This window comes from Rhizobium sp. No.120, assembly GCF_054558365.1.
The window spans coordinates 1-23,012 of sequence record NZ_BAAJNQ010000026.1 but is presented as its reverse complement, the minus strand read 5'-3'; the positions used below and the strand labels follow the sequence as shown (position 1 = coordinate 23,012).

Here is a 23,012-nt window from a genome sequence, read left to right as displayed (position 1 = left end):
TATAAACGGTCAAACGACACTTCAGATCACGAAGTGTGTCGCGACATTGCCATTTCATCGGAATCAATGGCGTGATCGTGATCCCAGGTGATAAAGTCGGCGACGAAGCCCGGTTTCAACTGACCCTTCCAGGATTAGGCACAGACGCCCTGGACGGCATAGGCGACCAGCGGCTCAATAAGAGTCTGCCGATTGTCCGGCTGATCGTCGCTCCAGAGCCTACGCGTCATGGCGGAATGATCGACAGCATCGGAGACGCTGCAGAAACCGGCCATATAACGATCGCGAGATATCTCGGGGATGGGGAATTCGTTTTCACGCGCGGCATGGTCGCCCTAGCATTAGCCCCAGATCAGGGCAGCGCGTAGCCGGATGCGGTCAGCAGCCCATACCACTCCTCGCGACTTAATTTGATATCGGCTCCCTTAGCGGCGGCTTTGACGCGTTCAATATTGGTGGTGCCAAGCACGGTCTGTATATTTCCAGGATGTCGAGCGATCCAGGCGAGCGGGATCGCTACGCGGGGGACCTCATAGTGTTCTGCAATCCGATCGATTTCCTGGTTGAGTTTCCCAAAGGTTTGCCAATCCTCCACGAAGGCGCCGCCAAAAAAGTCCTTCTGGAAAGGCGACCAAGCCTGCAGGGTCATTCTATTCAGCCGGGCATAATTGATAATGCCATCATCTCGATCCACCGATTGAGTATGATTGGCCATGTTTGCCGCAAGGCCGAATGCGATCGTCGGCGCATGCGCAATGCTAAGCTGGATCTGGTTGGCTTCCAGCGGTTGGCGGACTGCCGTCTTCAAAAGTTCGATCTGCCCAGGCACATGGTTGGAAACGCCGAAATGGTGAACCTTACCGGTCAATTCGAGTTGATCGAAGGCTTCGGCGACCTCTTCAGGCTCCATCAGAGCATCGGGACGATGCAATAGGAGGAGATCGAGATACTCCGTCCTTAAAGCGGTTAGAGACTCATCGACAGTCGTGAGGATATGTTGTTTTGAAAAGTCGAAAAAGCCTTTTCGAATGCCCACCTTGCTCTGCAGGAAAATCTCCGAGCGTTCGGTTGAACTAAGACGGACCGCATCGCTGAAAAGCGCTTCGCACTGGTGCTTCTCATTCCCATAGATATCTGCGTGGTCGAAAACATCGATCCCGACGTTGCGCGCGGTGTCGTAGAGGGCACGGATTTCGCTCGCTTCCAGGGATGTTATGCGCATCAATCCGAGAACGACACTCGAAACAAGGCGTTCTGACACGCCGAATTCCATCTGTTTCATGGCGCTTCCCTCCTCATTTGCCGCTCGTTTCAGACGAACATTGATCCATCGTAGATCAGTTGGCGCGCCTCGCCGGCGTGAAGATCAATCTCTTGCCGCAAGGTTTCAAAGTGGAGGCTCAAACGATTGGCGCGCCGTGCCGAAAGAGTGATGCCCACGGGAACGCAATCCCTCCATTCGAGATCGAGAACGGTTCCGCCGCGAACGCGCAGGCCTTTGACCTTTCCTTGAGGCCAGGTGGAAGGCAAAGCGGGAAGAAGGTGCAGTTCAAACGGGCTCGATTGGACGATCATTTCGAGAATGCCGGCCGCGCCCCCAAAATTCCCGTCAATCTGAAACGGCGGATGGGCGTCGAAGAGGTTCTTGTAACTGCGTTCCGGGCTTAAGAGCAGCTTCAATACCTCGTAAGCGTGCTCACCCTTCTGCAGGCGGGCCCAGAGGTTCAGTCTCCAGCCGATTCCCCACCCAGTGGCCTCGTCACCTCTGATTTCAAGTGACCGCTTAGCGGCGGTAGCAAGCTCCGGCGTATCGGTCAGATTAATCTGCCAACTGGGATAGACACCATAGAGATGCGACACGTGTCGATGATCCATCTCGGGGGCTTGCATATCCCAGTCGTCCAGCCATTCCTGTAACTGCCCGGAGGCACCGATGCGATCCGGTACGAGTCTCGGCAGGGTGTCGTCTATAGACGCAAGTAGGTCCTCATCTTCCGCGCCTATCGCTATCGGACGCAAGAGAGTGAAAAAATCGCGAAGGATCTGATTGTCCATCGCGGGCCCCGCACAGATCGAAGCGCCGCCGGGATGGATATTTTCCGGCGAAAGCGAGGGATTGGTCACCAGATAATCGGTTCCGGGCAGCGGCACCAGAATGTCAAAGATGAAATGCGCAGCATCCCGCGCTAGTGGATAAAGCCGCTTCAGCATGGTTTCGGCGTCATCGAGATAATCGCAAGTATCGAGGAGTTGCACCATCAGCCACACACCGCCCATGGGCCAAAGCCCCCATTGAGGACCATCTATTGGCGCAGTCGCCCGCCATAGATCGGTATTGTGATGCAGCACCCAGCCATCCGCATTGTAGTGCACCTTTGCCGTTTTCCGACCAGTTACGGCCAGATCTTCCGCCAGCTCGACAAGCGGTTCCATGCATTCAATGAGATTGGCGGGGGCGGGGAGCCAATAATTCATCTGCAGGTTAATGTTTGCCGTATATTTGCTGCCCCAGGGAGGGTCGGTCTCTGCATTCCATATTCCCTGCAGGTTCGCAGGCTGCGTGCCTGGCCTGGAGGATGAAATCATCAGATAACGACTATATTGAACATAGAGGGCAGCAAGCCCAGGATCGTTACCGTGTACGAAATGTTCGATACGCCGATCTGTCTGCTTCAATGAAGCTTCGGAAGTGCCGAGATCGATTGTGAACGCTCTGAAAAGCCTGCGATGTTCTGCGATATGGCTATCACGCAGGTCCTCAAAGGTTCTCGCTGCGGCTTTATCCAGTCTTGCCTCAATAACTGGAAGAGGATCTCCGGAGACATCGTCGAAACGCTTGAAGTTTGTTCCCGCATCCAAAAGAATCATCACTTCATCGGCGTCATCGACACGGATCTCGCCATCCTGGAGATTTACGGTGCCGCTTGACGCAATTACGCGAACCCCCAACGAAAAGCCGAGCGCAGCGGCAATACCATGTTCCGATTTGCCGTGACCACGAAGATCAATGCGCCCCGCATCTCCCGACCAGGTGAGCCCAGCCTGTGGGCTGCTTACACTGACTTGTAAGGCCAGTGCCGCTGCTTTATTTGCAGAAATCTTGAGGACAAGAACACCGCCTTGGCTTTCGATAAAGGCTTCGCGGTGGAACCTGATACCGTCTACATCATATTCGCATGATGCAATCGCGGCATCGATATCGAGCGTTCGGCGATAATCCGTTGGGGGTGAACCGTGCTTGAATGCCACTAGCAGATTTCCGATCGGTTGATAGGACATCTGCTTGATCGGCCTCGCCATGAGATGGGCTGCCGCCAAATCTTCCGCTTGAGAATAGCGGCCACCAAAAATGGCCTGCCGTACAGGTTCAAGATATTCGAGGGCCTTTGGATTGACGGGCTGATAGGGACCACCCGACCAGAACGTATCCTCATTGATTTGGATCCGTTCGTGCTTTACGCCTCCAAATATCATGGCACCGAGACGGCCGTTCCCAAGAGGAAGGGCATCGGTCCAGATTTCCGCTGGTGATTCATACCAAAGTCGCATCTCGGTCATGGTCGTATTAGCCCCGGCTATTGGAGTTGCGCAGGCGTTGTCCATCGGGGGCAAACAGTAAGGCACGTCGTCGTGGCACGCCGAACCTCAAGGCTTCTCCCTGCCGCAGAACACGTTCGGATCTATCCTCGACAACCACGTTTTCGCCGCTTGACAGCTGGCCATATATGAAGCGAGTGCCACCAAGGTTCTCGACGACATCGATCGTGACATCGAGTTCAATATCTGACGCGTCGGCAAAGAAATGTTCCGGACGGATCCCAATCTTGACGGGCTGGCCCGTCGCCACTCTACCGAGATCAGACTGAAACCTCTCTCCACAGGTGAGACGAACAAGTCCGTTATCTTCTATGATTCCATCGAGAAAGTTCATTCGGGGCGAGCCGATGAACCCAGCGACAAAGAGATTGTCGGGATCGGAATAAAGTTCCTGCGGCGTGCCGGCCTGCTCGATATTGCCGGCTCGCATAACCACGATCTTGTCAGCCAGTGTCATCGCTTCCGTCTGGTCATGCGTGACATATATCATGGTTGCGCCCAGGCGCCGGTGCAGCTTGGCAATCTCCACGCGCATCGATACCCGCAACTCCGCATCGAGATTGGAAAGCGGCTCATCGAACAGAAACACATCCGGATTGCGCACAATTGCCCGGCCGATGGCAACCCGTTGCCGCTGGCCGCCGGATAGCTGCGCCGGCTTACGCTTCAGCAAGCTTTCAACTTGAAGCGTCTGCGCGACATCTTTGACGCGGCTAGCGATCTCCGCCTTGTTCATGCCCGCAAGCCGTAGTGAAAAGCCGATATTCTGTTCCACCGTCATGTGGGGATAAAGCGCATAGTTCTGAAAGACCATTGCGACACCACGCTCGATCGGATCGGCTTCATTTACCATCCGTTCGCCAATACGCAGTTCGCCACTGGTGATCTTCTCCAATCCCGCGACCATCCGCAGAAGGGTCGATTTCCCGCAGCCCGAGGGTCCGACGAACACGGTGAAGGAACCGTCTTCCACCGCCAGATTAAGCCTCTCGATTGCTTGAAAAGCGCCGTAGCACTTGCCTATGTCGCGTAGTTCGAGCCTCGCCAATGCTTCCTCCTCTAGCTGCAAGGTTCGGCGCTCAGGAAACCCGTCGCGTCGAACCTCGCAAGATAATGTCGCATTCCAAAGTCACGCTGCGGGTAATCCGGTTCGACGGCTCGCCCAGGCGCTCCAGCAAAATGTCCGTGATTGTTTCAGCAATTGCGTCAATCGGTTGCGCGACAGCCGTAATTCCGGCCTCGTACAGCCGGAAAACCGGGACGTCGTCGTAACTGACGAGGGACATATCCTCCGGGACATGAAGGCCATTTTCCTTGAGCCAACTCATCGCCCCGATTGCCATACCATAGTTAGCGCAGAAAAGGGCTGTTGGAGGTTTCTCAAGAGCCATGAGACGCGTCGTGGCCTGATAGCCGCCGTCCATGGTCCAGTTCCCCTTGACCTTCAGCGTGGGGTCGATTTCAAGGCCCCGATCATTCAGGGCCTTCTCGTAGCCGGAAAGCCGTTCGATCGCCGAGGAATTGGCGAGATCGCCCATAATCGCGCCAATGCGCTCATGGCCGAGATCAATGAGGTGGCTTACAATCCGATGGCTGGCTTTATGATTGTCAACCATCACCCGATCGGCAGCCAAGCCACGCAGATCGTTGTTGTAGAAAATGATCGGAATATTCTGAGCGAGAAGCTCATCAACGCGGTCATAAACCTCGGCCGTGCCATCCATGATGATCGCGTCGACACGTTGTGCGGCAAAAATATCCAATGCTTCGGCAATGACGCGCGGATCGCCACCGTGACAATAACTGAGCACCGCCCTGCCGGTGCGGCGTACCGAATTGCTCAGATGCTGCAGCATCTGTGCATGGAATTCGTCGAAGTTGGGCACCAGAAACCCGATAATATGAGTCAAGTCCGTCCGGATCGATGCGGCAGCGGCATTCCGCTTGTAACCGAGTTGATGGATCGCGTGTTCGATCTGATCCCTATTGACTCTGCGGATCGGTAGCCCGTTCAGGTAGCGCGAGACTGTACCAACGGCGACGTCCGCAGCGCGCGCAACATCGACGATTGTTGGGTTGCGCCGCTTTACCTCTTTGTTTTCCGTTTCATCCATCCCTAGCCACCTTCACACAATCCATACCGAGACAGCCCTTGCTGCCGTGATGCGTGCTATAGCCCAGGAATCCTCTTGCAGTCATGCCAGATAGCAGCTGAAGCCGCGAGGCAAGGCCGCCCTTATATGGCCAGCGGCAGTTACGCACTCTCGAACACAACCGCGCTATGAATATGAAGTCGCGGCAAGGTGACGCCGATTGCCCCATCGAGGTCTTGTGTCCAGTCTATATCCTTTCCCGTTAGAGCATCGAAAACCCGAGCTGGCGGCGAAGGCAGGCGTACCTTGGCTGATACCGGACCAATTGCGGGAATGTCTTCGATCATTTCCATAACCCGGAAGCCGCCTTCTTCGGTGCGGATTTCCTTACCGCGGATCTGCGGGGGGCCGTAAAGGAGATGCAGGATATGGCGCCGTGTGTCCGGCTGTCGCGTTAATGAGGCGCGTCCTGAAGAGGGCAGATCGGTTTTGATGGCTGGGTCTGGTATGAGTTTTTGGAGTAACCCTCGCACGACATATTTGTACAAGGGTTGTCCGACTGCACGATATAGTCTGAAAATTGGGTAAGCTATATAGGCGGCGCCCTCGTGCACGCTTACCGCAATGCCAAGTGGATCGGCTGCCGGATCGTCTGGCGCGTGCTGGTGCGAGCAGAAATGCGCAAAATTCCTGTTAAAGTAGGACGGGTAGATGCTTGCCAGCACCTCGGCGCCTCGGGATTTGATGACATCTGCCGTTTCATAGCACACGAATGCGGTCTCGGGCATGGAGGGATCGAGGGTCTTCGATGCCTTCATGTAGCTCGGCATGAAGTCTACTGTGCGGTCTTCACGCTCAATCCCGAAGTCGACCGCGAAACGTCCATCCTCAGCCAGGCCGGAATGCCATGACGCAATCAATTTACCGCCACTTTCGAGATAGGTCTTGAGTCTTCCAGCCAATGCAGCATTGACAGTGATCGTGTCGGGCAGGATCAAGAGCCGGTAGTCTTCAAAGCGGGCTGAAAGATCAATGACGTCGAAAGTCCATTTCAGTTCCTGCAATATCTGCACGGCACCGTCGTCGCTGGGGTCGTTTCTGCCTCCGTGTGGATTCATATGCTCCGCGGACAAAATGGCGACTTCAGAGATTTGCCTTGCGTCAACCAGATATGGCTCCAGCTTTTTTATTCGCGCATAGGCAGGTGCAACGGAGGCATAGGTGTCGGGATTGATCGCTCCACTCGGATGCAACTGATCGCCGATCAGGCATTTCGAGCCGAGTGCCACCATCTGTGCACACTCATATTCGAGAGCATCCGGATGCTTGAAACCGCCGAATTCGCCCCAGGAAGTGTGGAATTTGCCGGTGTGGGAAACGATGTCCAGGCCCAATGTAGCCGCATAGCGAGCCGACGACGGGAAATGATCGTAACCCCAGCCGCCGGTGGGCAGGCTTTCTAACTCCAGATGCGTGTAGGTTGAAAAGCGCTCCGGCCCCTGCTTGTGTATATGGCCGCAATTGTAAAATACCCGCAGTTCCGGAAATTCGGCAAACAATGCAGCGCTGGTTTCCCGCCTGAACTGCTCGTTCACAGCCTCGTCATTCTTCAATCGGTCCGCCGGATCGAGCGGATTGAGGCCGTTGAGCCTCATGCGCTCCAGGCATGCTGGGCAGACGCAATCTGGCGTCAGGATGATATCGAAGAACAAGCCTTGGGTTTTGTAGTTGCTGGCAACTTCGCGAGCTTGGTCCAGGATGTACCGGCGCAACCCTTCGTGATTGAGGCAGAGGGTATGCCAGGCGGGGCTCAGCTGTTTGGCCGATGAAGGGTCGTCGTGGAGATCACGGTGGAAGCGGTTGGTAGCGCTTAGGACCCGCCATTCGGGATGCTCGCGCGCCATCAATTCGTCCCACTGTACCGAGATATAGATCGGGCACTCAATATCAGCGGCAGTCAACGCGTTGACCATGTCGCCCATAAGATCAGGGCGCGCGAGTTTCGGATGCGGCTGACCGACCTTGGTGGGATAATAGGACCAGCCATGGTGGCATTTTGCAAAGATCGTGATTGAATCCACATTCGCCGCCTTCAGCGTCGAAACGAAGATTTCGGGATCAAAATCGCTGCCGATACGATCGATGTGCTCCGATGTATGGAAATCGAGATGGATCTGGCGGAACCGCATGGGTTTGGCTTTGGCAGTCGACATACACTACTCCTTTGCTCCCGATCGCGTTTGCGATCCCGCAGCAAATTGGCGTTGAAAGATCATGAAAACGAGAAGGGGGACCGCTGCCGTGATGATTGCGGCGACCGAACGCATGTCCCAGTTCATCTCATAGCTGCTCGAGATTCGGGCCAGAAGCACTGGCAAAGGGATCTCAGTACGCATGAACAGCATCGGAAGAAGAAGCGCGTTCCATGTCCAGAGAAACTGCAATATTCCGACAGCAAAAACGGGAGAGACACTATTTGGCAATACGACGAAGCGAAACGTATCGACTGGACCGCAGCCGTCGATTTTTGAAGCTTCGACGAGCTCCTTTGGAAAGTCCTCGAAGAAGCTCTTGACTAGATAGATGGACCACGCGAATGACAAACCGACATAGGGGATGAGAACCGACAAGATGTTGTCGATCAAGCCCAAGTCCCGCCAGAGCCGGAAAAGCGGGATGATCACCACCTGCTGCGGGAGGACGAAGGCATTTATGATCACGACAAGCATCAGTCGTCGAAAGGGAAACTGCAGGAAATGAAAGGCGTATGCTGCGGCAGGTGTCAGCAGCATCGTCATGAGCGTGGCAAGGCCAGCAGTCTTGACCGTAACCCAGAATGCTGGGGCGAGCGGATATTTGCTCCAGACTTTCCGCCATGCATCCAGCGTCAGGTCGAAGTGATCCATACGCCACCAACCGAGCGTCGTTCCTTCAGGCGGACGTATTGACGTCATGATAATGCCGGCAATGGGCACCATCCAGATGCAGGCAATTGCTCCAACCAGAATAACAGCCCAAAGCGGCGCCTTATAGGTCATTTTGCACCTGCCGTACGTCGAATGATGGCAGGCGCGGATACGATCAGGAACGCAACAAGAAGAACGATCGTTGCTGCTGCCCCATAGCCTAGTTTGAATTGGGTCATAGACTCGCGATAAATGAAATACCCCACCGTTTCGGTGGCGCGAGCAGGCCCGCCATTGGTCATCACATAAATGATGTCGAATGCACGCAACGCCGTCAGAAGATTGATGAAGACCGCAACACGAACTCCCGGCAATGACAAGGGCGCCATGATGAAGCGCATTGTCGACAGTGGCTTTGCGCCGTCCATATAGGCTGCTTCAAGTACGGATTTCGGAATAGACTGGATAGCGGCAAAAATAAGCATTAACGGAAGGCCGACGCCGCTCCACGACGAGGCTATAATCAAGGCCCATAATGCCGTGTTTGGGTTCCCCAACCACGCAAAGGCGAAATTGGGAAATCCGAAAAACTGGATGAAGGAGTTCGAAAGACCACCCTGGTCCGACCGGAATATGCCGGTCCACATGTAACCGGACACCGTTTCAGAAATGCCGAAGGCGGCAAAGAACATCATCCTGAAGACTAGCGTCTGCTTGGGTGCCAAGGCACAAAGCATCGCCAAGACCCAGCCAACGCCAACGGAGATCAGTGTCACTCCAGCAGTAAAAAATAGCGTCGTCAGAATCGTGTTGCGAAAGCCAGCATCATGGAACAAAAGAATGTAGTTTCCGAGCCCGGCAAACGATGGCTTGCGCAGCCCCTGGATGTCCCAAAAACTGATCCGGATGGTCTCAAGCAAGGGATATATGGTTGCGACCGCGAACAGCAGCATTGCCGGTGCGAGAAGCAAGGCGGCCGCCGGACCATCGCCAAGCCTCCATCGACGCTTGAAAATCAATGCCGACGGATTGGCTTGGGTGATCCTTTCCGGCCCTCCATCAGAGAGTGAGAAAGCATTTTTCATCAATAGGATGCCTTGGCTTTCTCTTCGATAGCGGCGAGAACCTTGTCGATGGAAGCGTCAGAAGGATCCTGCAGAAACTTCTGCAGTTGGACGCGATATTCATCAACCAGATCGCCGGGAAGCAAATCGCCGAGAACGAACTGCACCTTCGAGCTCGCGACGGCAGCAGTTGCAACCTTTTGGACGTCGCCGTAAAGGGATGGGTCAACTTCGCTACTGGGCGAGGCGAGGCCCGCCTTGGCGATGATGTTTGCAGCGTCAGCGGTCGTGCAGAAATCAAGAAACGCGTCTGCTGCTTTTGGATTGTCTCCGTTGGCGGTAACCACAAATTCCTTCGAATCCACGCTCGACGTATCGTCATGTCCCATGCCAAGTGAAGGGAATTGAAACAGGCTATAGTCCTTGCCTTCGATGAGTTTGTAATCGTCCTTTGCGCGGGCATTGAGCCACATACCGATCAGGATGAAATTTTTGGCGTTTGCCTGGAAGACTTGGTCGGATGCGGCATCCCACTCGGTTGCAAGCATATCGGCAGCCTGGCCGCAGAAGCCGGCCGAGATGATGGATGCGTATTTTTGCAAAGCGGTTTTGACCATCGGATCCGTCCAAGGGATCTGGTGGGCAGCGAGCTTGGCGGATGTTTCGGCCCCGGCCGTCCGCAAAAGCAATGTTTCAAACCACTCGGTATGCGCCCAGTACTTGCCCGGAATAGCAATTGGCGCGGTAAAGCCGGCAGTTTGAAGCTTCGGCATGACAGCCAAAAAATCTTCCCACGTTTTGGGCAAATCGGTAATGCCGGCCTTGGTCAAATGATCCTTCTTGAACCAGATGCCGGATCTGTCGCCGAACGTGTAGGTAAGGCCATAGGTTACGTTATTGAGAGAGCCGAGATCGCGCCATGAAGACGCCAGCCGCTTATCCCAGGCGAATGCCTTCCACTGATCGTCAATCGGCCGCAGAATACCAGCATCCGCCAGTTCCTTTCGAAACGCGGGCCAGGTGTTGACGAAAAGATCGACCTTTTCGCCACCCATGAGAGCCGTGCGCATTCCGGGGCGCATGTCACCCTGTCCAGTTACATTGACTTCCCGAATTGTAACTTTCGGATATTTCGACAGAAAAGCCTTCTGAAGCGTATGGAGCATTTCAAGCTCCGTACCGCCCGCCCAGTTAAGTATGGAAAGGTCTCCACTGATCTCCTCGGCAGCCTGGCTAGCCCGCGTCACGGCCGATAGGGCTAACCCTCCAACGCCAGCGAGAAAAGTACGGCGCCTGACGCGAGGCAAAATTCGTCCACTTGCAGTCATGTCACATCCTCCCAAATGTTAACATAGAGCTGTATCGACTAATTTAGTTGAAACGTTATCATCTTTGCTGGAGTTAGCAAGGGTGTCGGAAGGACTTTTATCGGACGGCAGGTAAAGATCGATTACGTGGATGGTCGTACGGGACGGCTAACCGCGACCGCAGGCTCCAAGATCAAGGTAGGGCCCAATCTGCAAACAGTTCATCTCTTCGACAATTCGGGAATAGCGATCCGTTGAAGGTCGCGTGGTGCGCCAAGACACCGGATATGAGAATCTCTGTCGCCTAGCTCAGCGTTTCGCCACCAGATATCTCCATTTGCGATATGCAATTAAAGGCAGATTGCGCGGCATCGCCAAAACTACAATAGCGCAGCCGATATGTTATCACGGCTGCGAACTGCAAGTATCCGAGGATGGGAGTGTTTGAATGCGAGGACCTCATGCTCTTCGTTGAAGCAAAAGTCTGTCACGTTCGCAAATTGTAGAAGAAAATTCCAAATAGCGGTCGGTATTCGCAAAAGATTTAACAATAGCGGATACGGGAGCGTCGACGAATAACCTTTGGTGTTGAATGGCTACTCAACTGGACCTCCCGACTGTCCTCTTCCTGCAGAAGACGTCCTATATAGCGGGTGCTATGACCTTAAGCTATTTGCGGCTAACCTCTACCGAGAGCCGAGGGGTCGGGCTTCTCGCGGCAAGCTTCTTAGTGCTTGCGGCGGGCGCGACGTTGGCAGGATATGCAGAACTTTATCCGGCGCTTTATGGGGCTCTCAGCCTCATCAACATCGCATTGGCCGTGTTGGGATACTGTCTTTTGAGCTTGGCATTCGTTCTCATCAGCAATCCGGCCCGCACGTTCAATCTATGGCTTATATTCGTGCCAGCAGTTGGGACTTTGGTGGCGGGACTGATAACGGATTTTCATCTGAACAATACCTACCGGGCAGCAACCTTTACATTACTTGGTTGTTTGACCATGGCTGCGGCGGCAGGGATCGTGTACCGCGACGCGTCTCACGAGCCGCTACCGATCCGTAAACTGGTTGCCGGAATACTTGCGGCTTCCAGCATGCTCTCATTGATCATGGGAACGGAGTTCTCCTTTCACACTTTCCCACTACTGGGTGTGGTCGACGGCTTTTCTCTGATGATCCTGTCCAAGTTTGTGCTTGCCATTGCAATCGTGATTTTCATAAACGAGCGCCAGCACGTCGCGATTAAAAATCTGGCTGATCGCGACCCTCTGACAGGGCTCTATAATCGTCGCTCATTTAATGCGAAAGCACCAAGCGAGCCACAGCAGGGCGACGCCGTTCTGTTTCTGGATATAGATCACTTCAAACAGTTGAACGATCGTTTCGGACACGCCATCGGGGATCAAGTTCTTTCGATGATGGCCCGGGCGGTAGAGTCGATCTTGCCGGCATCGGCTTTATTCGCACGCCAAGGTGGGGAAGAGTTTGTCGTTTTCCTTCCGGCAAGCGTGGGAGATGCCGTACTCCATGCGGAGCGGATCCGCAAAACAGTGGCAGACCTTCGCTTTCCGACCATCGGCGCCGACCTCACGGTGACCACAAGCGTCGGCATTGCGAGAGCAGGTCATCAAGGGGATACCCTCTCGGATCTTTGTCGCGAAGCCGACCGAGCACTGTACCTGGCGAAAGCTCGTGGGCGAAATCGGGTGTGTGACGCTGACCGTGAACAGGCTTGGGTATGAAATTCACGTTCAGTTCGACGCAAGGAACGAGATATCCTGAAAATGATCGCGGGCTCTGGTTCACCTGTATGCGGCGCGATCCATATAAAGTTCCATAAATCCGACTATGCCGGATCGGATGCCTAAGCCATTGATAATATTGGATGCGACACGAAAACAGCGGTTCGATTCCTTATCAAGAGCTCACCCCTTACCCGCCGTTCATCCCGCCTCAAGAACCACCTTCCCAAACCCACCACCTGCTTCCATGCGACGATGGGCGTCTGCGACTCTATCAAGTGGAAAGACTTCCCCGACGAGTGGTCGAAGCCGTCCGTCACCGAACATCGGTAGCGCGTTCACCGCAAAACGCCGAACCATGGCGCGCTTTTCCTCAATGGCGCGGGACTTCATAACAGTCCCGATCACCCTCAGGTGCCTGTAGAGCACCGTGTCGAGCGGAATGATCGCGTTGTCGTCCCGGCCCAGCAGCCCGACCTGCACCAGGCGCCCGCCTTCAGCAAGGCTGCGGATATTGCGGGCCAAATAGCTTCCGCCAACGAAGTCGATGACTAAATCGGCGCCGCAGGATCCGGTTGCATCGATGATCTCCGCCTCGAAATCCTGCCGGCGGTAATCCCACACAGCTTCGGCGCCAAGAGAACGAACCTTGGCGATATTGCTGTCGGAGGCAGTTGCGAACACTCTGGCTCCCATCGCCACCGCAAGCTGGACCACAGCGGATCCGATCCCACCGGCAGCGGCATGGACCAGCACGCTCTCTTCTGGCCGTATCTGGCCGAGATGGCACAGAGCTTCGTAGGCGGTAACGAAGCTTTCCATGACCGCCGCCGCTTCTACATAGAACATACCGGCTGGTATGTGGACAGACAGGCCACTGTCTGCTCTGGCGACTTCCGCATAGGCTCCGCCGCCGACGATCGACATGACACGGTCGCCGACGGAAAACTCGGAGACGGCCTCGCCGACAGCGATGACCTCCCCGGCGACCTCGAGGCCGAGGATAGGACTGTCTCCAAAGGCGCGCGAGCCATAATGACCTTCGCGCTGAAGGAGGTCAGCCCGATTGACGCCAGACGCCATGACCTTCACGAGGATGTCGGTCGGCCGGAGCTCGGGATAGGGAACCTCGGCAAGCCGGAGCACATCCGGCCCGCCAAAGTCATCGAAGATGATCGCTTTCATTGGTCTTTTCCTCACTTGGCGAGAGCACGGCGTGCGATGCTTGCGGCGAAGAGCGGCGTTTCGCGTCGATTGTGATCGCCACCGGCCGCCTGGCGGGCGGCGGCTGCGTCCTCGTAAGTGACGCCGTGCTCTTCCAAAAAGGTCATGAAGGCATCCGTCGGATGCGCGGTCACCCGATTGGTATAGCGCGTCCGGTTTTCGTCAATCTTCTCGGCGATCAGTTCCCAAACCACGTTGACCTGGGTGCGGCCGTTCGCTGTGAACACATCCGAGATGGAGTTCATGCGGCAATAGGCAGCCTCGGCAACCTCGGCGACATAGTGCTGGACGACCAGCCCGGAGCCGATCTGCTCGACGTTGATCGACATGCGGCGCCCATCATCCGTCCACGTGATGCCGGCTGCGATATGATCCGGTGCGCAGCAGCGCAGATATTCAGCTTCCGGCAGCGTGAAGAGCCAATCGACGATATCGATCTTTTCGAAGGGGACATCGATCTCGGCTGAATATGCCGACTGCGAGAGAATTGTTTCGAGAACCTTGACCATGGGGGACTTCCTTCTGTTGAGTGATGGGCTAGACAAGCGCCCTGTTGACGAGAAGGAATGTGCTCCGGATGTTCTTTGGTGATAACGACCTCAATGCTCGAAACCGTTTTGCGCTGTAGGCAAAGATGAGAGATCCACGCTTTGCCGAACATCTGGCCGTGTATGTCGAGGTTGTCCGCTCCGGGAGCTTTTCAGCTGCGTCCCGTCGGCGTGCGGTAACCCCTTCGGCGATCGTTCGCCAGATCGATGCACTCGAGCAGGATCTTGGCGTTCCACTGCTAGTTCGTTCCACTCGGGCCCTTTCCATGACCGATGCGGGCCGGCATCTCTATGACCGTGCCCAGCGTCTGCTCGATGACCTGGCCGACACCCATGCCGAAGTAGCCGCGTTCGACGGTGCGGTCGGTGGCACATTGCGGATCGCCTGTTTCCCGACGTTCGGCAAACGATACGTCATTCCGATCCTGGGTCCGTTGATGTCCGAATATCCAGCTCTTAGCGTGGAACTCGATCTGACGGAGCGCCTCGCGGATCCCGTGGCCGAAAGACTCGATCTGGTCATCCGCATGGGGGAGCTTCAAGACAGCTCGCTGATCGCCACAAAGATCGCGCCTCTAACGCGGGTCTTGACCGCGAGCCCGGTCTATCTCGAGCGCTTGGGGATGCCACAGTCATCAGAAGACCTGAGAAGACACAGACTGCTCGACAAGCTTCATGGCAATGATCTGCTGGGCTGGTCGGATCTGCTGGGCAGCCCAGCCAGCGATAAGGTCTGCGACTGCGTCGCCTTCCGCTCGGACGACTTCGAGGCATTGAACAGTGCAGCGATCGCTGGAATGGGGATCGCCCTTCTTCCGGCCTGGGTGTCAGGACCGTCAATCAAGGCAGGCGAACTGATCCGCATTCCGCTGGACGACGAGGCGTGGAACGGCAAGCCTCCGGGCATCCACCTCCTGCGCGCGCTCCATGAGCCCTCGGCGAAGGTTCGAGTGTTCACGGAGAGGCTCAAAGCTTTTATCGGGTCGCCGCCCATCTGGTCATGATGCCGATTAACCGGCTAAGCCCAATTTAGTGTAAGATTTCAATGGTGTCCTATCTTGTCGGTCCCGACACGTCCTTCATGACCGGATCGAGCCTGACGATCGACGGAGGCTGGATGCTGTAGATCCGCTCTCCGGTGGACAGGATCGTGCGCCGCGGCTCTGTACACCGCTCCGACCTCTCTCCTCCTGCGAAAGCTCTTTGTTCCTTTGGGACCGTGCTGTTTGGCGAAACTCACCGGCGGTTAATCTTTTGGCTTATCGCGGCGCAGTTCGCCGATCCGCTTCCGTTCAAGAGCGGACATGATTTACCCGTCGCTCATCCCAGGCTTGCAGCGAACCGTTCGGGATATCTCTCCCGCTGGAACACCTCGGCAACAAAATCGACGAATACGCGGGTCTTCGAAGGCAGCAGAGTTCGGTTGGCATAATAGATCGAGATGGGGCCCGCATCGACCCACCAGCCGGGTAGGAGCCGGAGGAGTTCTCTCCGCTCCAGATAGGGCAGTGCGTCCGGCTTGGCGATCATGGTGACGCCAAGTCCGAGCAGGGCTGCCCCACGCATGGCCGCCGGGTCGTTGACCACCAGCGTCTGCTTCAGGGCGACCGGCTGCTCAAGCCCATCGACATTGCACATCTGGCGCTGGGTGATGCGGCCGGTGCGTAACGACCGCATGACGATGCCATCGAGATCGGCCAGCCCGGTGGGATCGACCGGTGCTGGCCGGCCGTGCATATAGGCAGGGGAGGCAACTGCGATGAGATGCGCCGGCGCCAGCGTGCGCGACACAGTGCCCGGAGTGAGATCGAAGCCGCCGCCGATCGCGGCGTCGTAGCCTTCAGCGACCAGATCGACGGCCCGATTCTCGAACATCCACTCGGGACGGATCAGCGGGTAGCGCGCCATGAACTCGGGCAGCATCGGCAGAATGTAGGCGATGCCAAAGGTCGGCCCCATGCTGATCTTGAGGACACCGGACGGCTGGTGGCTGTCGCCGGACGCCTCCGCCATCGCCGTCTGAAGATTTTCCAGACTGTCCCGCACCGAAAGCAGAAGCCGTTCCCCGGCCTCTGTCAGCGTGAGGCTACGCGTACTGCGCTGAAAAAGACGCGTGCCAAGCGTCGCCTCCAGCGCCGCGACATTCCGGCTGACCGCGGCGGGCGTGAGGCCGAGATGTCGCGCGGCGGCCGAGAAGCCACCGAGTTCGGCGCTCCTTACAAACGACTGCAGGTTGGAGAGGCTGTCCATGGCATTCCTTCAAGCTTTGCTTGAAATGAATATCGCGCATTCCTGGCTAATCAAGAAGTAATGATTAAGCCATCTTCACTCCATCGACAGCAATGGAGTGAACTTCAATGTCCAACACAGCAAAACCTCTCGCAGGCAAAGTCGCGCTCGTCACCGGCGGCTCGCGCGGTATCGGTGCAGCCATCGTCAGGCGCCTTGCTCAAGACGGTGCTGACATCGCCTTCAGCTATGCAGAGTCTGCCGATCGCGCCGAAAAACTGGTGAGAGACATCGAGGCAGCTGGCGGCAAGGCGCTTGCTCTCAAGGCGGATCAGGCCGTTCCGAGCGAGGTCGCATCCCTGGTCAGAAACGTGCATGAAACCCTTGGCCGTCTCGACATTCTGGTCAATTCGGCCGGCGTTTTCGTCACTGGACCGGTTGGCGATGCAAACGCGGATCTCGCTGCCTTCGATCGCCAGATCGATATCAATGTGAAGGGCGTCGTTTCTGCGGTCCGTGCTGCCGTGCCCCTTATGCAGGATGGTGGCCGCATTATCTCGATCGGCACGACCGGCGCCGTCCACATCCCCTTTGCCGGCGCTGCCGACTATGTCGCAACCAAGGCTGCGGTCGCCGCCTATACGCGAGGCTGGGCGCGCGATCTCGGGCCACGCGGCATCACCGTCAATGTCATTCAGCCCGGTGCCATCAACACGGACATGAACCCCGAAGACGGGCCGTTCGCGGAAACGCTGAAGAGCCTTGCCGCGCTCGGTCGCTATGGCCAGCCGGAGGACATCGCGGCGGCGGTCGCTTTCCTCACCGGCCCGGACGCCGGCTATATCACCGGCGCCACGCTCAATGTCGATGGCGGCCAGTCCGCCTGAATCTTTCCACAACACCAGAACTCAAAAGGAGAACGACAATGACAAGTATCGGCATCATCGGCGCCGGAAATATCGGCGCAGCCTTCGCAAGAGCCCTGGCACGCAATGGCATTGCGGCGACGATCGCCAACAGCCGTGGCCCGGAAAGCCTGTCCGGCTTAGTGAACGCGCTGACGCCGCATATTACGGCCGGAACGATTGAAGCAGCGGCGCAGGCGGACATTGTGCTGATTGCCGTGCCTTGGTCGAAGCTTCCGACGGCCCTTTCCGGGTTGCCAGCTTGGAATGGTCGGATCGTCATCGACGCTAACAACCCGATCGAAGCACCGCTGTTCAAGCCGGCGGAACTGAACGGGCGACTGTCGACGGACATTGTGATGGGTCTCGTGCCGGGCGCGCGCGTGGTGAAGGCCTTCAATCATCTGTCCGCCGCTCTCGTCGAGGCCGATCCCCATGCGGAAGGCGGAGACCGTGTTCTGTTCTATTCCGGCGATGATGCGGCGGCCAAGGCGGAGGTGGCGGCGCTGATCGGCAGGCTCGGCTTTGCCGGCATCGACCTTGGCCCGATCTCGATCGGCGGCAAGCTCGCCCAGTTCCCCGGCGGCGCACTGCCAGCGATTAATTTCGTCAAGTTCGCCTGAGCACCGTGCTGGAGACAAAGCGATGACAAATGATCCGATCTCGATCGCGAAGACCTTCTTCGATCATTGGACTGGCAACCGCATCGACGAGGCACTGGCAATGCTTGCCGACGATGTTCTCTACGACAATGTGCCGTTCCCGGACATCGTCGGCCGGGACAATGTCCGCAAGTTCCATCGTGATTTCGGTATCGGAACGTCTTTCACTATCGACTGGGCGGTGACCCACATCGCAGCATCAGGCAATGTGGTGTTGAACGAACGGGTCGATATCTTCAGGCATGTGAGCGGCGGCACGGTCAGGCTGCCGGTCATGGGCACGCTCACCATCGAAAATGGAATCATCACCGTCTGGCGGGACTACTTCGATCCTGCCGACTTCGAAAGGCAATTGGCAGCTCTGCAGAGGTGAGAACCGGCAATGCGTGCCATGTGTTGTGGATTGCATGGTGCAGTGAGCCGCTGAAGAAACGGAAGGCGAAGGGAAGGAAGTCGGCTGGAGGGCCAGTGGATTACAGTAGACTGTCTTGCTCTACCGGCTCGCATTACGCTCTTTCCTCCGATAGCCCGCACGCTCACATCCAGCAATACGGTTCACGAGAGCCCGCGCGGCACCCCACATCATCTGATTTAAGATAATGGTCTTTCAGTTAGCTCCCCAGCAACAGCCTCATCGATCGGAGTATCGTACGTCATCAGCATGTAAACCTTCCATCGATCTGCTCCTGTTCGTCCCGCCAGTGCGACGTTCATTCTATCGCTTGCAATGCTCGTGCGCGCTTCGGGACGCTCGAAAGCTCAAGACACGGAATCCGGTCGTTCCACTAAAGGCCAAGAACTACGTCTTCGCGCAGCCGACGCCGATCGCTGAGATCAAATTCTGCGGCTGGACCGACGACGGCAATCTCCGGCATGCATCCTACAAAGGGTTGCGTGAGATCCAAGACATCGCGGCTGTTCATGAACTCGACGACCGGTCAAACAAGCCTAAAATTTTTTTGGCCGGTTCTTGAATCCGAAATTCTTAAAAACCAAATCGATTGGCGCCAGCCGCTGAAGACAGGGCTGGACTTGCTGGGAGCGCCGCTTTCGGCGCTTCCGTACCCATGTTGCTTCAAGGAGGATATGGCTATGGCAACATCTTATGACTACGCACCCCTCTTTCGCTCCACTGTCGGCTTCGACCGGGTGTTCAATCTTCTCGAAAGTGCCCAGCGCGCCCGTTCGATCAGCGACTGGCCGCCTTATGACATCGTCAAGACTGGCGATGACAGCTACCGCATCTCGATCGCGGTCGCAGGCTTTGCCCAGGATGATCTTGACGTCACGTTCCAGTCCAACCTTCTGACGGTCACTGGCAAGAAGCAGGAAGCTTCCGCCGAGGGCTACCTGCATCGCGGCATTGCCGGCCGGCCGTTCGAGCACCGCTTCGAGCTCGCCGACCATGTCCGGGTGAACGGCGCCGACCTGCAGAACGGTCTCCTGTCGATCGACTTGGTGCGTGAGATCCCGGAAGCCTTGAAGCCGCGGAAAATCGATATCCAGACAAACCCGGCTCTTTCACAAAAGGTCGCGCCGGCGCAGATCGAAGCGCAGAAGGCTGCCTGATCGAGACTGTGGAGAATGGGCGCCGGCGTGGCGGCGCCCATCAACATCGCGGGTTGGAAAGGAGAGCGTCGTGAAACCCGATATGTTCAGAGAACCTGTGACCATACTTGTCGGCCTCGGCTTTCCGGCTGAGGTCCGGACGGTTATGGACGCCTACCGGCATCTTGCGGAATGGCCAGCATCGATGCGCGACACGGCTTATTCGATGGCGCTTAAGGCATGCAGTGCCGCGCTACGAGGCGAGATTGAGGCGGAGACAGCCCGTGGTCTCTTCGCTGCCTTTGCTGAGAAACACGATCTGCTGGCACCGGAAACCAGCGTGATTGCCGCCTCCCGTCGCCGGCGGGACAAAGATCCCCACGTTCGCTAAGGAGGCCGACATGCACGAGATGTTGCAGCAGGCGGCCAGCAACGCCGTGGCGATGGGACCAATGGTTCTGCTTCAGGATATGCAGCTTCGCAGGGCCAATGGATGTAGTCAGAGCGCCGTCTCTGTGCGTCGATGAAAGGCGGACAATCCTCGCCGCCTGGGCATCGGATTTTTATGCGGTTGATTCAAAACCAGCCTTGCGCCAGGTGCCTGGAACACCGGAGCTAGTTTTGATCGACGAGGTTTGGGCTGCCCTCGAAGAACTTGACCGGCGATACGTACCTGACGGATGCCGCGTCCAGGCGGCCTGCTTCATTGACTTGACCAGCCGTTTAGTCGCCTGCTGCAGCGATCGCTGCCCTTCGCAATAGTCCTGCCAGGCGCTCGTCTTTGCCAGCAGCGCTGGCGCGGTGCGGATCGTGCACCGCTTCGGATCGAGATCCGTCTTTACCTGGCTCCAGGGCAATCGTTTTATTCCATGGAGTCGGACAGGAGCGCTATCGCCTCTGGATGACCGACTTGGCCCAGTGGGATTGGTATGCGCTTTCGACATAACTGCGCTGCAGGAAAGTCTATTTAATAGGCGAGGAGAACTCGTAGGATGTAGCTATCGAAGTGATGCACCTCCTCCCGCGTCGGTTCGATATGCAGACGTCCTACTCCTCCTCCTCCCAAGGGCGTTTGCGGGAACAGCAACACTCCTCCTCCCAGTTGCTGTTCGGTTATTTTCGAAAAGCCTGCCGCCTCCTCCCGCGGCAGGCTTTTTCGTTTTGGTCTCCCAGCAGGGCGCCTGTTGCTCGAAAAAGATCTCGGCAGGCCACGGTGGCGCCTGGGGATTTGTTGATGTGGGTTTCGCGTGAGGAGCCGTCTCAGCTGAGATTCCGCCCAACTCAATTGCGCCATCCAATCGAAGCTTTGGTCCGCTCACGTCATCTCAAAAAATAGCGGCGTCGTTGGTTCAGATCCCGTATGTGGACGGCCCCCGACTCGCAAGATATTTCGAAATAATTTGATCTGATCGCTTGCGGCCATATGTCCGGCCTTTTGTTGCATTCGCACATGAACGCTGGCCAAGATGGTTTCCGCGACACCGGTCCCAAACATCAAGGCGGCCTTGACGGGCCGAAGGGATTCTCGGGGTATCCTGTGTCCCGGATCGATCGATCACACCATCTGCTATTATCTTGCAAGTTGTAGTATTGCCAACACGTGGTGAAGATCAGGATACCCCTGGTCTTGCTTCCCAATCTTCATGTGGCGCATCCCGTCGAAGCCGGTCCTGATTGCGCGCTGTACGTCTCTTCAGAGACCATGAGCTTCCAAGCTATGCGCGCCATCTTGTTGGCGAGTGCGACAGCTGCCAGTTTAGGCGGCTTGCGCTTAAGCAGTTCCGCCAACCATCGAGAAGCCTTGCCAGATCGCCGCGCGTGATGAATGACAGCGGTTGCTCCATTCACCAGGATGGCCCGCAGAGCTTCATCGCCGGCTCGCGTGATACCACCGAGCCGCAGCTTGCCGCCGGTCGAGTGATCTTTCGGCGTCAGCCCTATCCAAGCTGCGAACTGGCGACCAGATTTGAAGAGTTCTGGAGCGGGAGTCTTCATTATCAAAAGAGCCGAACCGATTGGTCCAATGCCGGGAATGGTGTTGAGACGTATGCTGCGTTCGTCGTTACGCTGCCATGCCTTTACCTTGGCCTCAACATCCGCAATCTTCTTCTCCAGTTCAGCGTATTCCTCGGCCTGGCTCATAAACAATTCCTGTGCGAGCTCTGGCACAGTTTTCTCAACTTGTACCCTTTCGAGCAGCATCGGAATATGTGCTAGCCCCTTAGCTGCAGAAATGCCGAATTCATTGGCGTAACCCCGGATTGCGTTGGCGAGTTGGGTTCGGTTAGCTATCAGACGGGTACGGACGCTGATCAGCATGAGTGCTGCTTGCTCATCAACTGTCTTAACCGGAACAAACCGCATCGTTGGGCGACTCATTGCCTCGCAGAGCCCTGCGGCATCGGCCGCGTCGTTCTTGTTCCGTTTGACGTAGGGCTTAGCAAGTTGTGGTGCGATCATTTTTACCTCATGCCCGAATGAGGCGAGCAGCCGCGCCCAATGATGCGAACCACCACAGGCTTCGATCGCGACCAAAGTTGGCGGGAAGGTCGTGAAGAAGTCGATCATCTCCTTGCGTCGCATTTTTTCACGCAAGACCGACTCCTCTTCGGCATTCACGCCATGCAACTGAAAGACATGCTTTGACGTATCCATGCCAATACGAATAATCTTGTCATGGGCGGCCCCTCCGATTGAGATCTCAACAGCTCATTCTGGCACATTTCGATGCCGTTCAGGGGCCGTCCATTCCAACATCAAGAGCATTGGGACTCGCCCGTCCATCCTTGCTATGTCGCGAACGGGAATGGGCCAAGAACCTTGGAGTGCCGCCAATTGGGCGCCATATGGCTACCGACCGTCTTTGTCGTGCATGCGATGGGCCTGTCAGCTGCGTGCGAATTCCAGAAGCGGAGCGATGTCGTGATTGTCCGCCGCGCGTAGTGCTGCGACGTAGCATGCACGCAATTCGCCAACATTGGCCAGACTGCCGCCGCCCCAGGTAAAAGGATCACCGCCAAGCCGCTCGATCAGTAGGTCGGCTGCGAGACGTGCCTGCCGTCCATTTCCGTTCGGGACCGGGTGGATGGCGACGAGGCGATGATGGAATCTGATTGCTATCTCATCCGGTGGAAAGGTCTTGTGTTCAATCCAGTAACGGGTGTCGCTCAATAATGTTGATTTGCACT

At 56.5% G+C, this 23,012-nt stretch carries 21 protein-coding genes and 1 pseudogene; 8 read left to right on the top strand and 14 right to left on the bottom strand.

What is annotated here, in order from left to right; all coding sequences use genetic code 11:
* Window positions 1–134: 134 nt before the first annotated feature.
* From ACYJRZ_RS30815 to ACYJRZ_RS30775, 9 genes are all read right to left on the bottom strand, one after another.
* The gene (locus tag ACYJRZ_RS30815) at window positions 135–275 is read right to left on the bottom strand and encodes a hypothetical protein (protein WP_459465168.1); all 141 of its coding nucleotides are present in this window, start codon (window positions 273–275) and stop codon (window positions 135–137) included.
* A 77-nt stretch (window positions 276–352) separates the two neighbouring features.
* On the bottom strand, window positions 353–1,282 hold the full coding sequence (locus ACYJRZ_RS30810) for an aldo/keto reductase (protein WP_459465166.1): 930 nt from the start codon (window positions 1,280–1,282) through the stop codon (window positions 353–355).
* Between the two features lie 29 nt (window positions 1,283–1,311).
* Window positions 1,312–3,558, bottom strand: a complete 2,247-nt coding sequence (locus ACYJRZ_RS30805; protein ID WP_459465165.1) for a glycoside hydrolase family 95 protein — start codon at window positions 3,556–3,558, stop codon at window positions 1,312–1,314.
* A 7-nt stretch (window positions 3,559–3,565) separates the two neighbouring features.
* Window positions 3,566–4,645, bottom strand: a complete 1,080-nt coding sequence (locus ACYJRZ_RS30800; protein ID WP_459465163.1) for an ABC transporter ATP-binding protein — start codon at window positions 4,643–4,645, stop codon at window positions 3,566–3,568.
* A gap of 31 nt (window positions 4,646–4,676) precedes the next feature.
* Window positions 4,677–5,711 (bottom strand): LacI family DNA-binding transcriptional regulator, encoded by a 1,035-nt coding sequence (locus tag ACYJRZ_RS30795; protein ID WP_459465161.1) that lies wholly within the window; start codon window positions 5,709–5,711, stop codon window positions 4,677–4,679.
* A gap of 140 nt (window positions 5,712–5,851) precedes the next feature.
* A complete protein-coding gene (locus tag ACYJRZ_RS30790) occupies window positions 5,852–7,903 on the bottom strand; it encodes a beta-galactosidase trimerization domain-containing protein (RefSeq protein WP_459465159.1) in 2,052 nt (683 codons plus the stop codon).
* Between the two features lie 3 nt (window positions 7,904–7,906).
* On the bottom strand, window positions 7,907–8,728 hold the full coding sequence (locus tag ACYJRZ_RS30785) for a carbohydrate ABC transporter permease (protein WP_459465157.1): 822 nt from the start codon (window positions 8,726–8,728) through the stop codon (window positions 7,907–7,909).
* Complete coding sequence (locus tag ACYJRZ_RS30780; protein ID WP_459465170.1) at window positions 8,725–9,549, bottom strand: carbohydrate ABC transporter permease; 825 nt, start codon at window positions 9,547–9,549, stop codon at window positions 8,725–8,727. Before ACYJRZ_RS30780 ends, ACYJRZ_RS30785 begins: the two co-directional genes overlap by 4 nt.
* A gap of 131 nt (window positions 9,550–9,680) precedes the next feature.
* Complete coding sequence (locus ACYJRZ_RS30775) at window positions 9,681–10,826, bottom strand: ABC transporter substrate-binding protein (RefSeq protein ID WP_459465155.1); 1,146 nt, start codon at window positions 10,824–10,826, stop codon at window positions 9,681–9,683.
* 733 nt (window positions 10,827–11,559) lie between these two features.
* Between ACYJRZ_RS30775 and ACYJRZ_RS30770 the strand changes: the two genes are divergently transcribed.
* The gene (locus ACYJRZ_RS30770; protein ID WP_459465153.1) at window positions 11,560–12,708 is read left to right on the top strand and encodes a GGDEF domain-containing protein; all 1,149 of its coding nucleotides are present in this window, start codon (window positions 11,560–11,562) and stop codon (window positions 12,706–12,708) included.
* Window positions 12,709–12,909: 201 nt separating this feature from the next.
* Here the strand turns inward: ACYJRZ_RS30770 and ACYJRZ_RS30765 are convergent, their stop codons facing one another.
* Window positions 12,910–13,893 (bottom strand): NAD(P)H-quinone oxidoreductase, encoded by a 984-nt coding sequence (locus tag ACYJRZ_RS30765; RefSeq protein WP_459465151.1) that lies wholly within the window; start codon window positions 13,891–13,893, stop codon window positions 12,910–12,912.
* 11 nt (window positions 13,894–13,904) lie between these two features.
* Window positions 13,905–14,441 carry a hypothetical protein gene (locus ACYJRZ_RS30760; protein ID WP_459465149.1) on the bottom strand — a complete coding sequence of 179 codons (537 nt, stop codon included), beginning with the start codon at window positions 14,439–14,441 and terminating at the stop codon, window positions 13,905–13,907.
* 125 nt (window positions 14,442–14,566) lie between these two features.
* On the opposite strand from ACYJRZ_RS30760, the gene ACYJRZ_RS30755 reads away from it, so the two are divergent.
* Window positions 14,567–15,484, top strand: coding sequence for a LysR family transcriptional regulator (locus ACYJRZ_RS30755; RefSeq protein ID WP_459465147.1), 918 nt, complete (start codon window positions 14,567–14,569; stop codon window positions 15,482–15,484).
* 316 nt (window positions 15,485–15,800) lie between these two features.
* On the opposite strand, the gene ACYJRZ_RS30750 is transcribed toward ACYJRZ_RS30755, so the two are convergent.
* Window positions 15,801–16,730: a LysR family transcriptional regulator gene (locus ACYJRZ_RS30750; protein ID WP_459465145.1), complete on the bottom strand. Its 930-nt coding sequence runs from the start codon at window positions 16,728–16,730 to the stop codon at window positions 15,801–15,803.
* 107 nt (window positions 16,731–16,837) lie between these two features.
* Between ACYJRZ_RS30750 and ACYJRZ_RS30745 the strand changes: the two genes are divergently transcribed.
* The 6 genes and pseudogenes from ACYJRZ_RS30745 (at window position 16,838) to ACYJRZ_RS30720 (ending at window position 20,215) form a co-directional block, all read left to right on the top strand.
* Entirely contained in the window at window positions 16,838–17,596 is a 759-nt protein-coding gene (locus ACYJRZ_RS30745; protein WP_459465143.1) for an SDR family oxidoreductase, read from the top strand.
* 38 nt (window positions 17,597–17,634) lie between these two features.
* On the top strand, window positions 17,635–18,237 hold the full coding sequence (locus tag ACYJRZ_RS30740) for an NADPH-dependent F420 reductase (protein ID WP_459465141.1): 603 nt from the start codon (window positions 17,635–17,637) through the stop codon (window positions 18,235–18,237).
* Between the two features lie 22 nt (window positions 18,238–18,259).
* The gene (locus ACYJRZ_RS30735; protein ID WP_459465139.1) at window positions 18,260–18,649 is read left to right on the top strand and encodes a limonene-1,2-epoxide hydrolase family protein; all 390 of its coding nucleotides are present in this window, start codon (window positions 18,260–18,262) and stop codon (window positions 18,647–18,649) included.
* A gap of 382 nt (window positions 18,650–19,031) precedes the next feature.
* A pseudogene (locus ACYJRZ_RS30730) lies at window positions 19,032–19,250 on the top strand (ATP dependent DNA ligase); the annotation flags it as partial.
* Window positions 19,251–19,368: 118 nt separating this feature from the next.
* A complete protein-coding gene (locus ACYJRZ_RS30725) occupies window positions 19,369–19,845 on the top strand; it encodes an Hsp20 family protein (protein WP_459465137.1) in 477 nt (158 codons plus the stop codon).
* A 70-nt stretch (window positions 19,846–19,915) separates the two neighbouring features.
* The gene (locus tag ACYJRZ_RS30720) at window positions 19,916–20,215 is read left to right on the top strand and encodes a DUF982 domain-containing protein (protein WP_459465135.1); all 300 of its coding nucleotides are present in this window, start codon (window positions 19,916–19,918) and stop codon (window positions 20,213–20,215) included.
* Between the two features lie 1,250 nt (window positions 20,216–21,465).
* On the opposite strand, the gene ACYJRZ_RS30715 is transcribed toward ACYJRZ_RS30720, so the two are convergent.
* Together ACYJRZ_RS30715 and ACYJRZ_RS30710 are read right to left on the bottom strand one after the other, a co-directional pair.
* Complete coding sequence (locus ACYJRZ_RS30715; protein WP_459465133.1) at window positions 21,466–22,479, bottom strand: IS110 family RNA-guided transposase; 1,014 nt, start codon at window positions 22,477–22,479, stop codon at window positions 21,466–21,468.
* A 231-nt stretch (window positions 22,480–22,710) separates the two neighbouring features.
* On the bottom strand, window positions 22,711–23,012 hold a 302-nt coding region (locus ACYJRZ_RS30710; RefSeq protein ID WP_459465131.1), incomplete at its 5' end, for a mobile mystery protein B.

Bases quoted from the DNA above. Each gene is read 5' to 3' on its own strand.
- ACYJRZ_RS30770 (WP_459465153.1), top strand. From the start codon at position 11,560: ATGGCTACTCAACTGGACCTCCCGACTGTCCTCTTCCTGCAGAAGACG.
- ACYJRZ_RS30760 (WP_459465149.1), bottom strand. From the start codon at position 14,441: ATGGTCAAGGTTCTCGAAACAATTCTCTCGCAGTCGGCATATTCAGCC.
- ACYJRZ_RS30805 (WP_459465165.1), bottom strand. From the start codon at position 3,558: ATGACCGAGATGCGACTTTGGTATGAATCACCAGCGGAAATCTGGACC.
- ACYJRZ_RS30765 (WP_459465151.1), bottom strand. From the start codon at position 13,893: ATGAAAGCGATCATCTTCGATGACTTTGGCGGGCCGGATGTGCTCCGG.
- ACYJRZ_RS30755 (WP_459465147.1), top strand. From the start codon at position 14,567: ATGAGAGATCCACGCTTTGCCGAACATCTGGCCGTGTATGTCGAGGTT.
- ACYJRZ_RS30745 (WP_459465143.1), top strand. From the start codon at position 16,838: ATGTCCAACACAGCAAAACCTCTCGCAGGCAAAGTCGCGCTCGTCACC.
- ACYJRZ_RS30740 (WP_459465141.1), top strand. From the start codon at position 17,635: ATGACAAGTATCGGCATCATCGGCGCCGGAAATATCGGCGCAGCCTTC.
- ACYJRZ_RS30815 (WP_459465168.1), bottom strand. From the start codon at position 275: ATGGCCGGTTTCTGCAGCGTCTCCGATGCTGTCGATCATTCCGCCATG.
- ACYJRZ_RS30780 (WP_459465170.1), bottom strand. From the start codon at position 9,549: ATGCTGCTGTTCGCGGTCGCAACCATATATCCCTTGCTTGAGACCATC.
- ACYJRZ_RS30735 (WP_459465139.1), top strand. From the start codon at position 18,260: ATGACAAATGATCCGATCTCGATCGCGAAGACCTTCTTCGATCATTGG.
- ACYJRZ_RS30750 (WP_459465145.1), bottom strand. From the start codon at position 16,730: ATGGACAGCCTCTCCAACCTGCAGTCGTTTGTAAGGAGCGCCGAACTC.
- ACYJRZ_RS30715 (WP_459465133.1), bottom strand. From the start codon at position 22,479: ATGGATACGTCAAAGCATGTCTTTCAGTTGCATGGCGTGAATGCCGAA.
- ACYJRZ_RS30725 (WP_459465137.1), top strand. From the start codon at position 19,369: ATGGCAACATCTTATGACTACGCACCCCTCTTTCGCTCCACTGTCGGC.
- ACYJRZ_RS30795 (WP_459465161.1), bottom strand. From the start codon at position 5,711: ATGGATGAAACGGAAAACAAAGAGGTAAAGCGGCGCAACCCAACAATC.
- ACYJRZ_RS30775 (WP_459465155.1), bottom strand. From the start codon at position 10,826: ATGCTCCATACGCTTCAGAAGGCTTTTCTGTCGAAATATCCGAAAGTT.
- ACYJRZ_RS30790 (WP_459465159.1), bottom strand. From the start codon at position 7,903: ATGTCGACTGCCAAAGCCAAACCCATGCGGTTCCGCCAGATCCATCTC.
- ACYJRZ_RS30785 (WP_459465157.1), bottom strand. From the start codon at position 8,728: ATGACCTATAAGGCGCCGCTTTGGGCTGTTATTCTGGTTGGAGCAATT.
- ACYJRZ_RS30810 (WP_459465166.1), bottom strand. From the start codon at position 1,282: ATGAAACAGATGGAATTCGGCGTGTCAGAACGCCTTGTTTCGAGTGTC.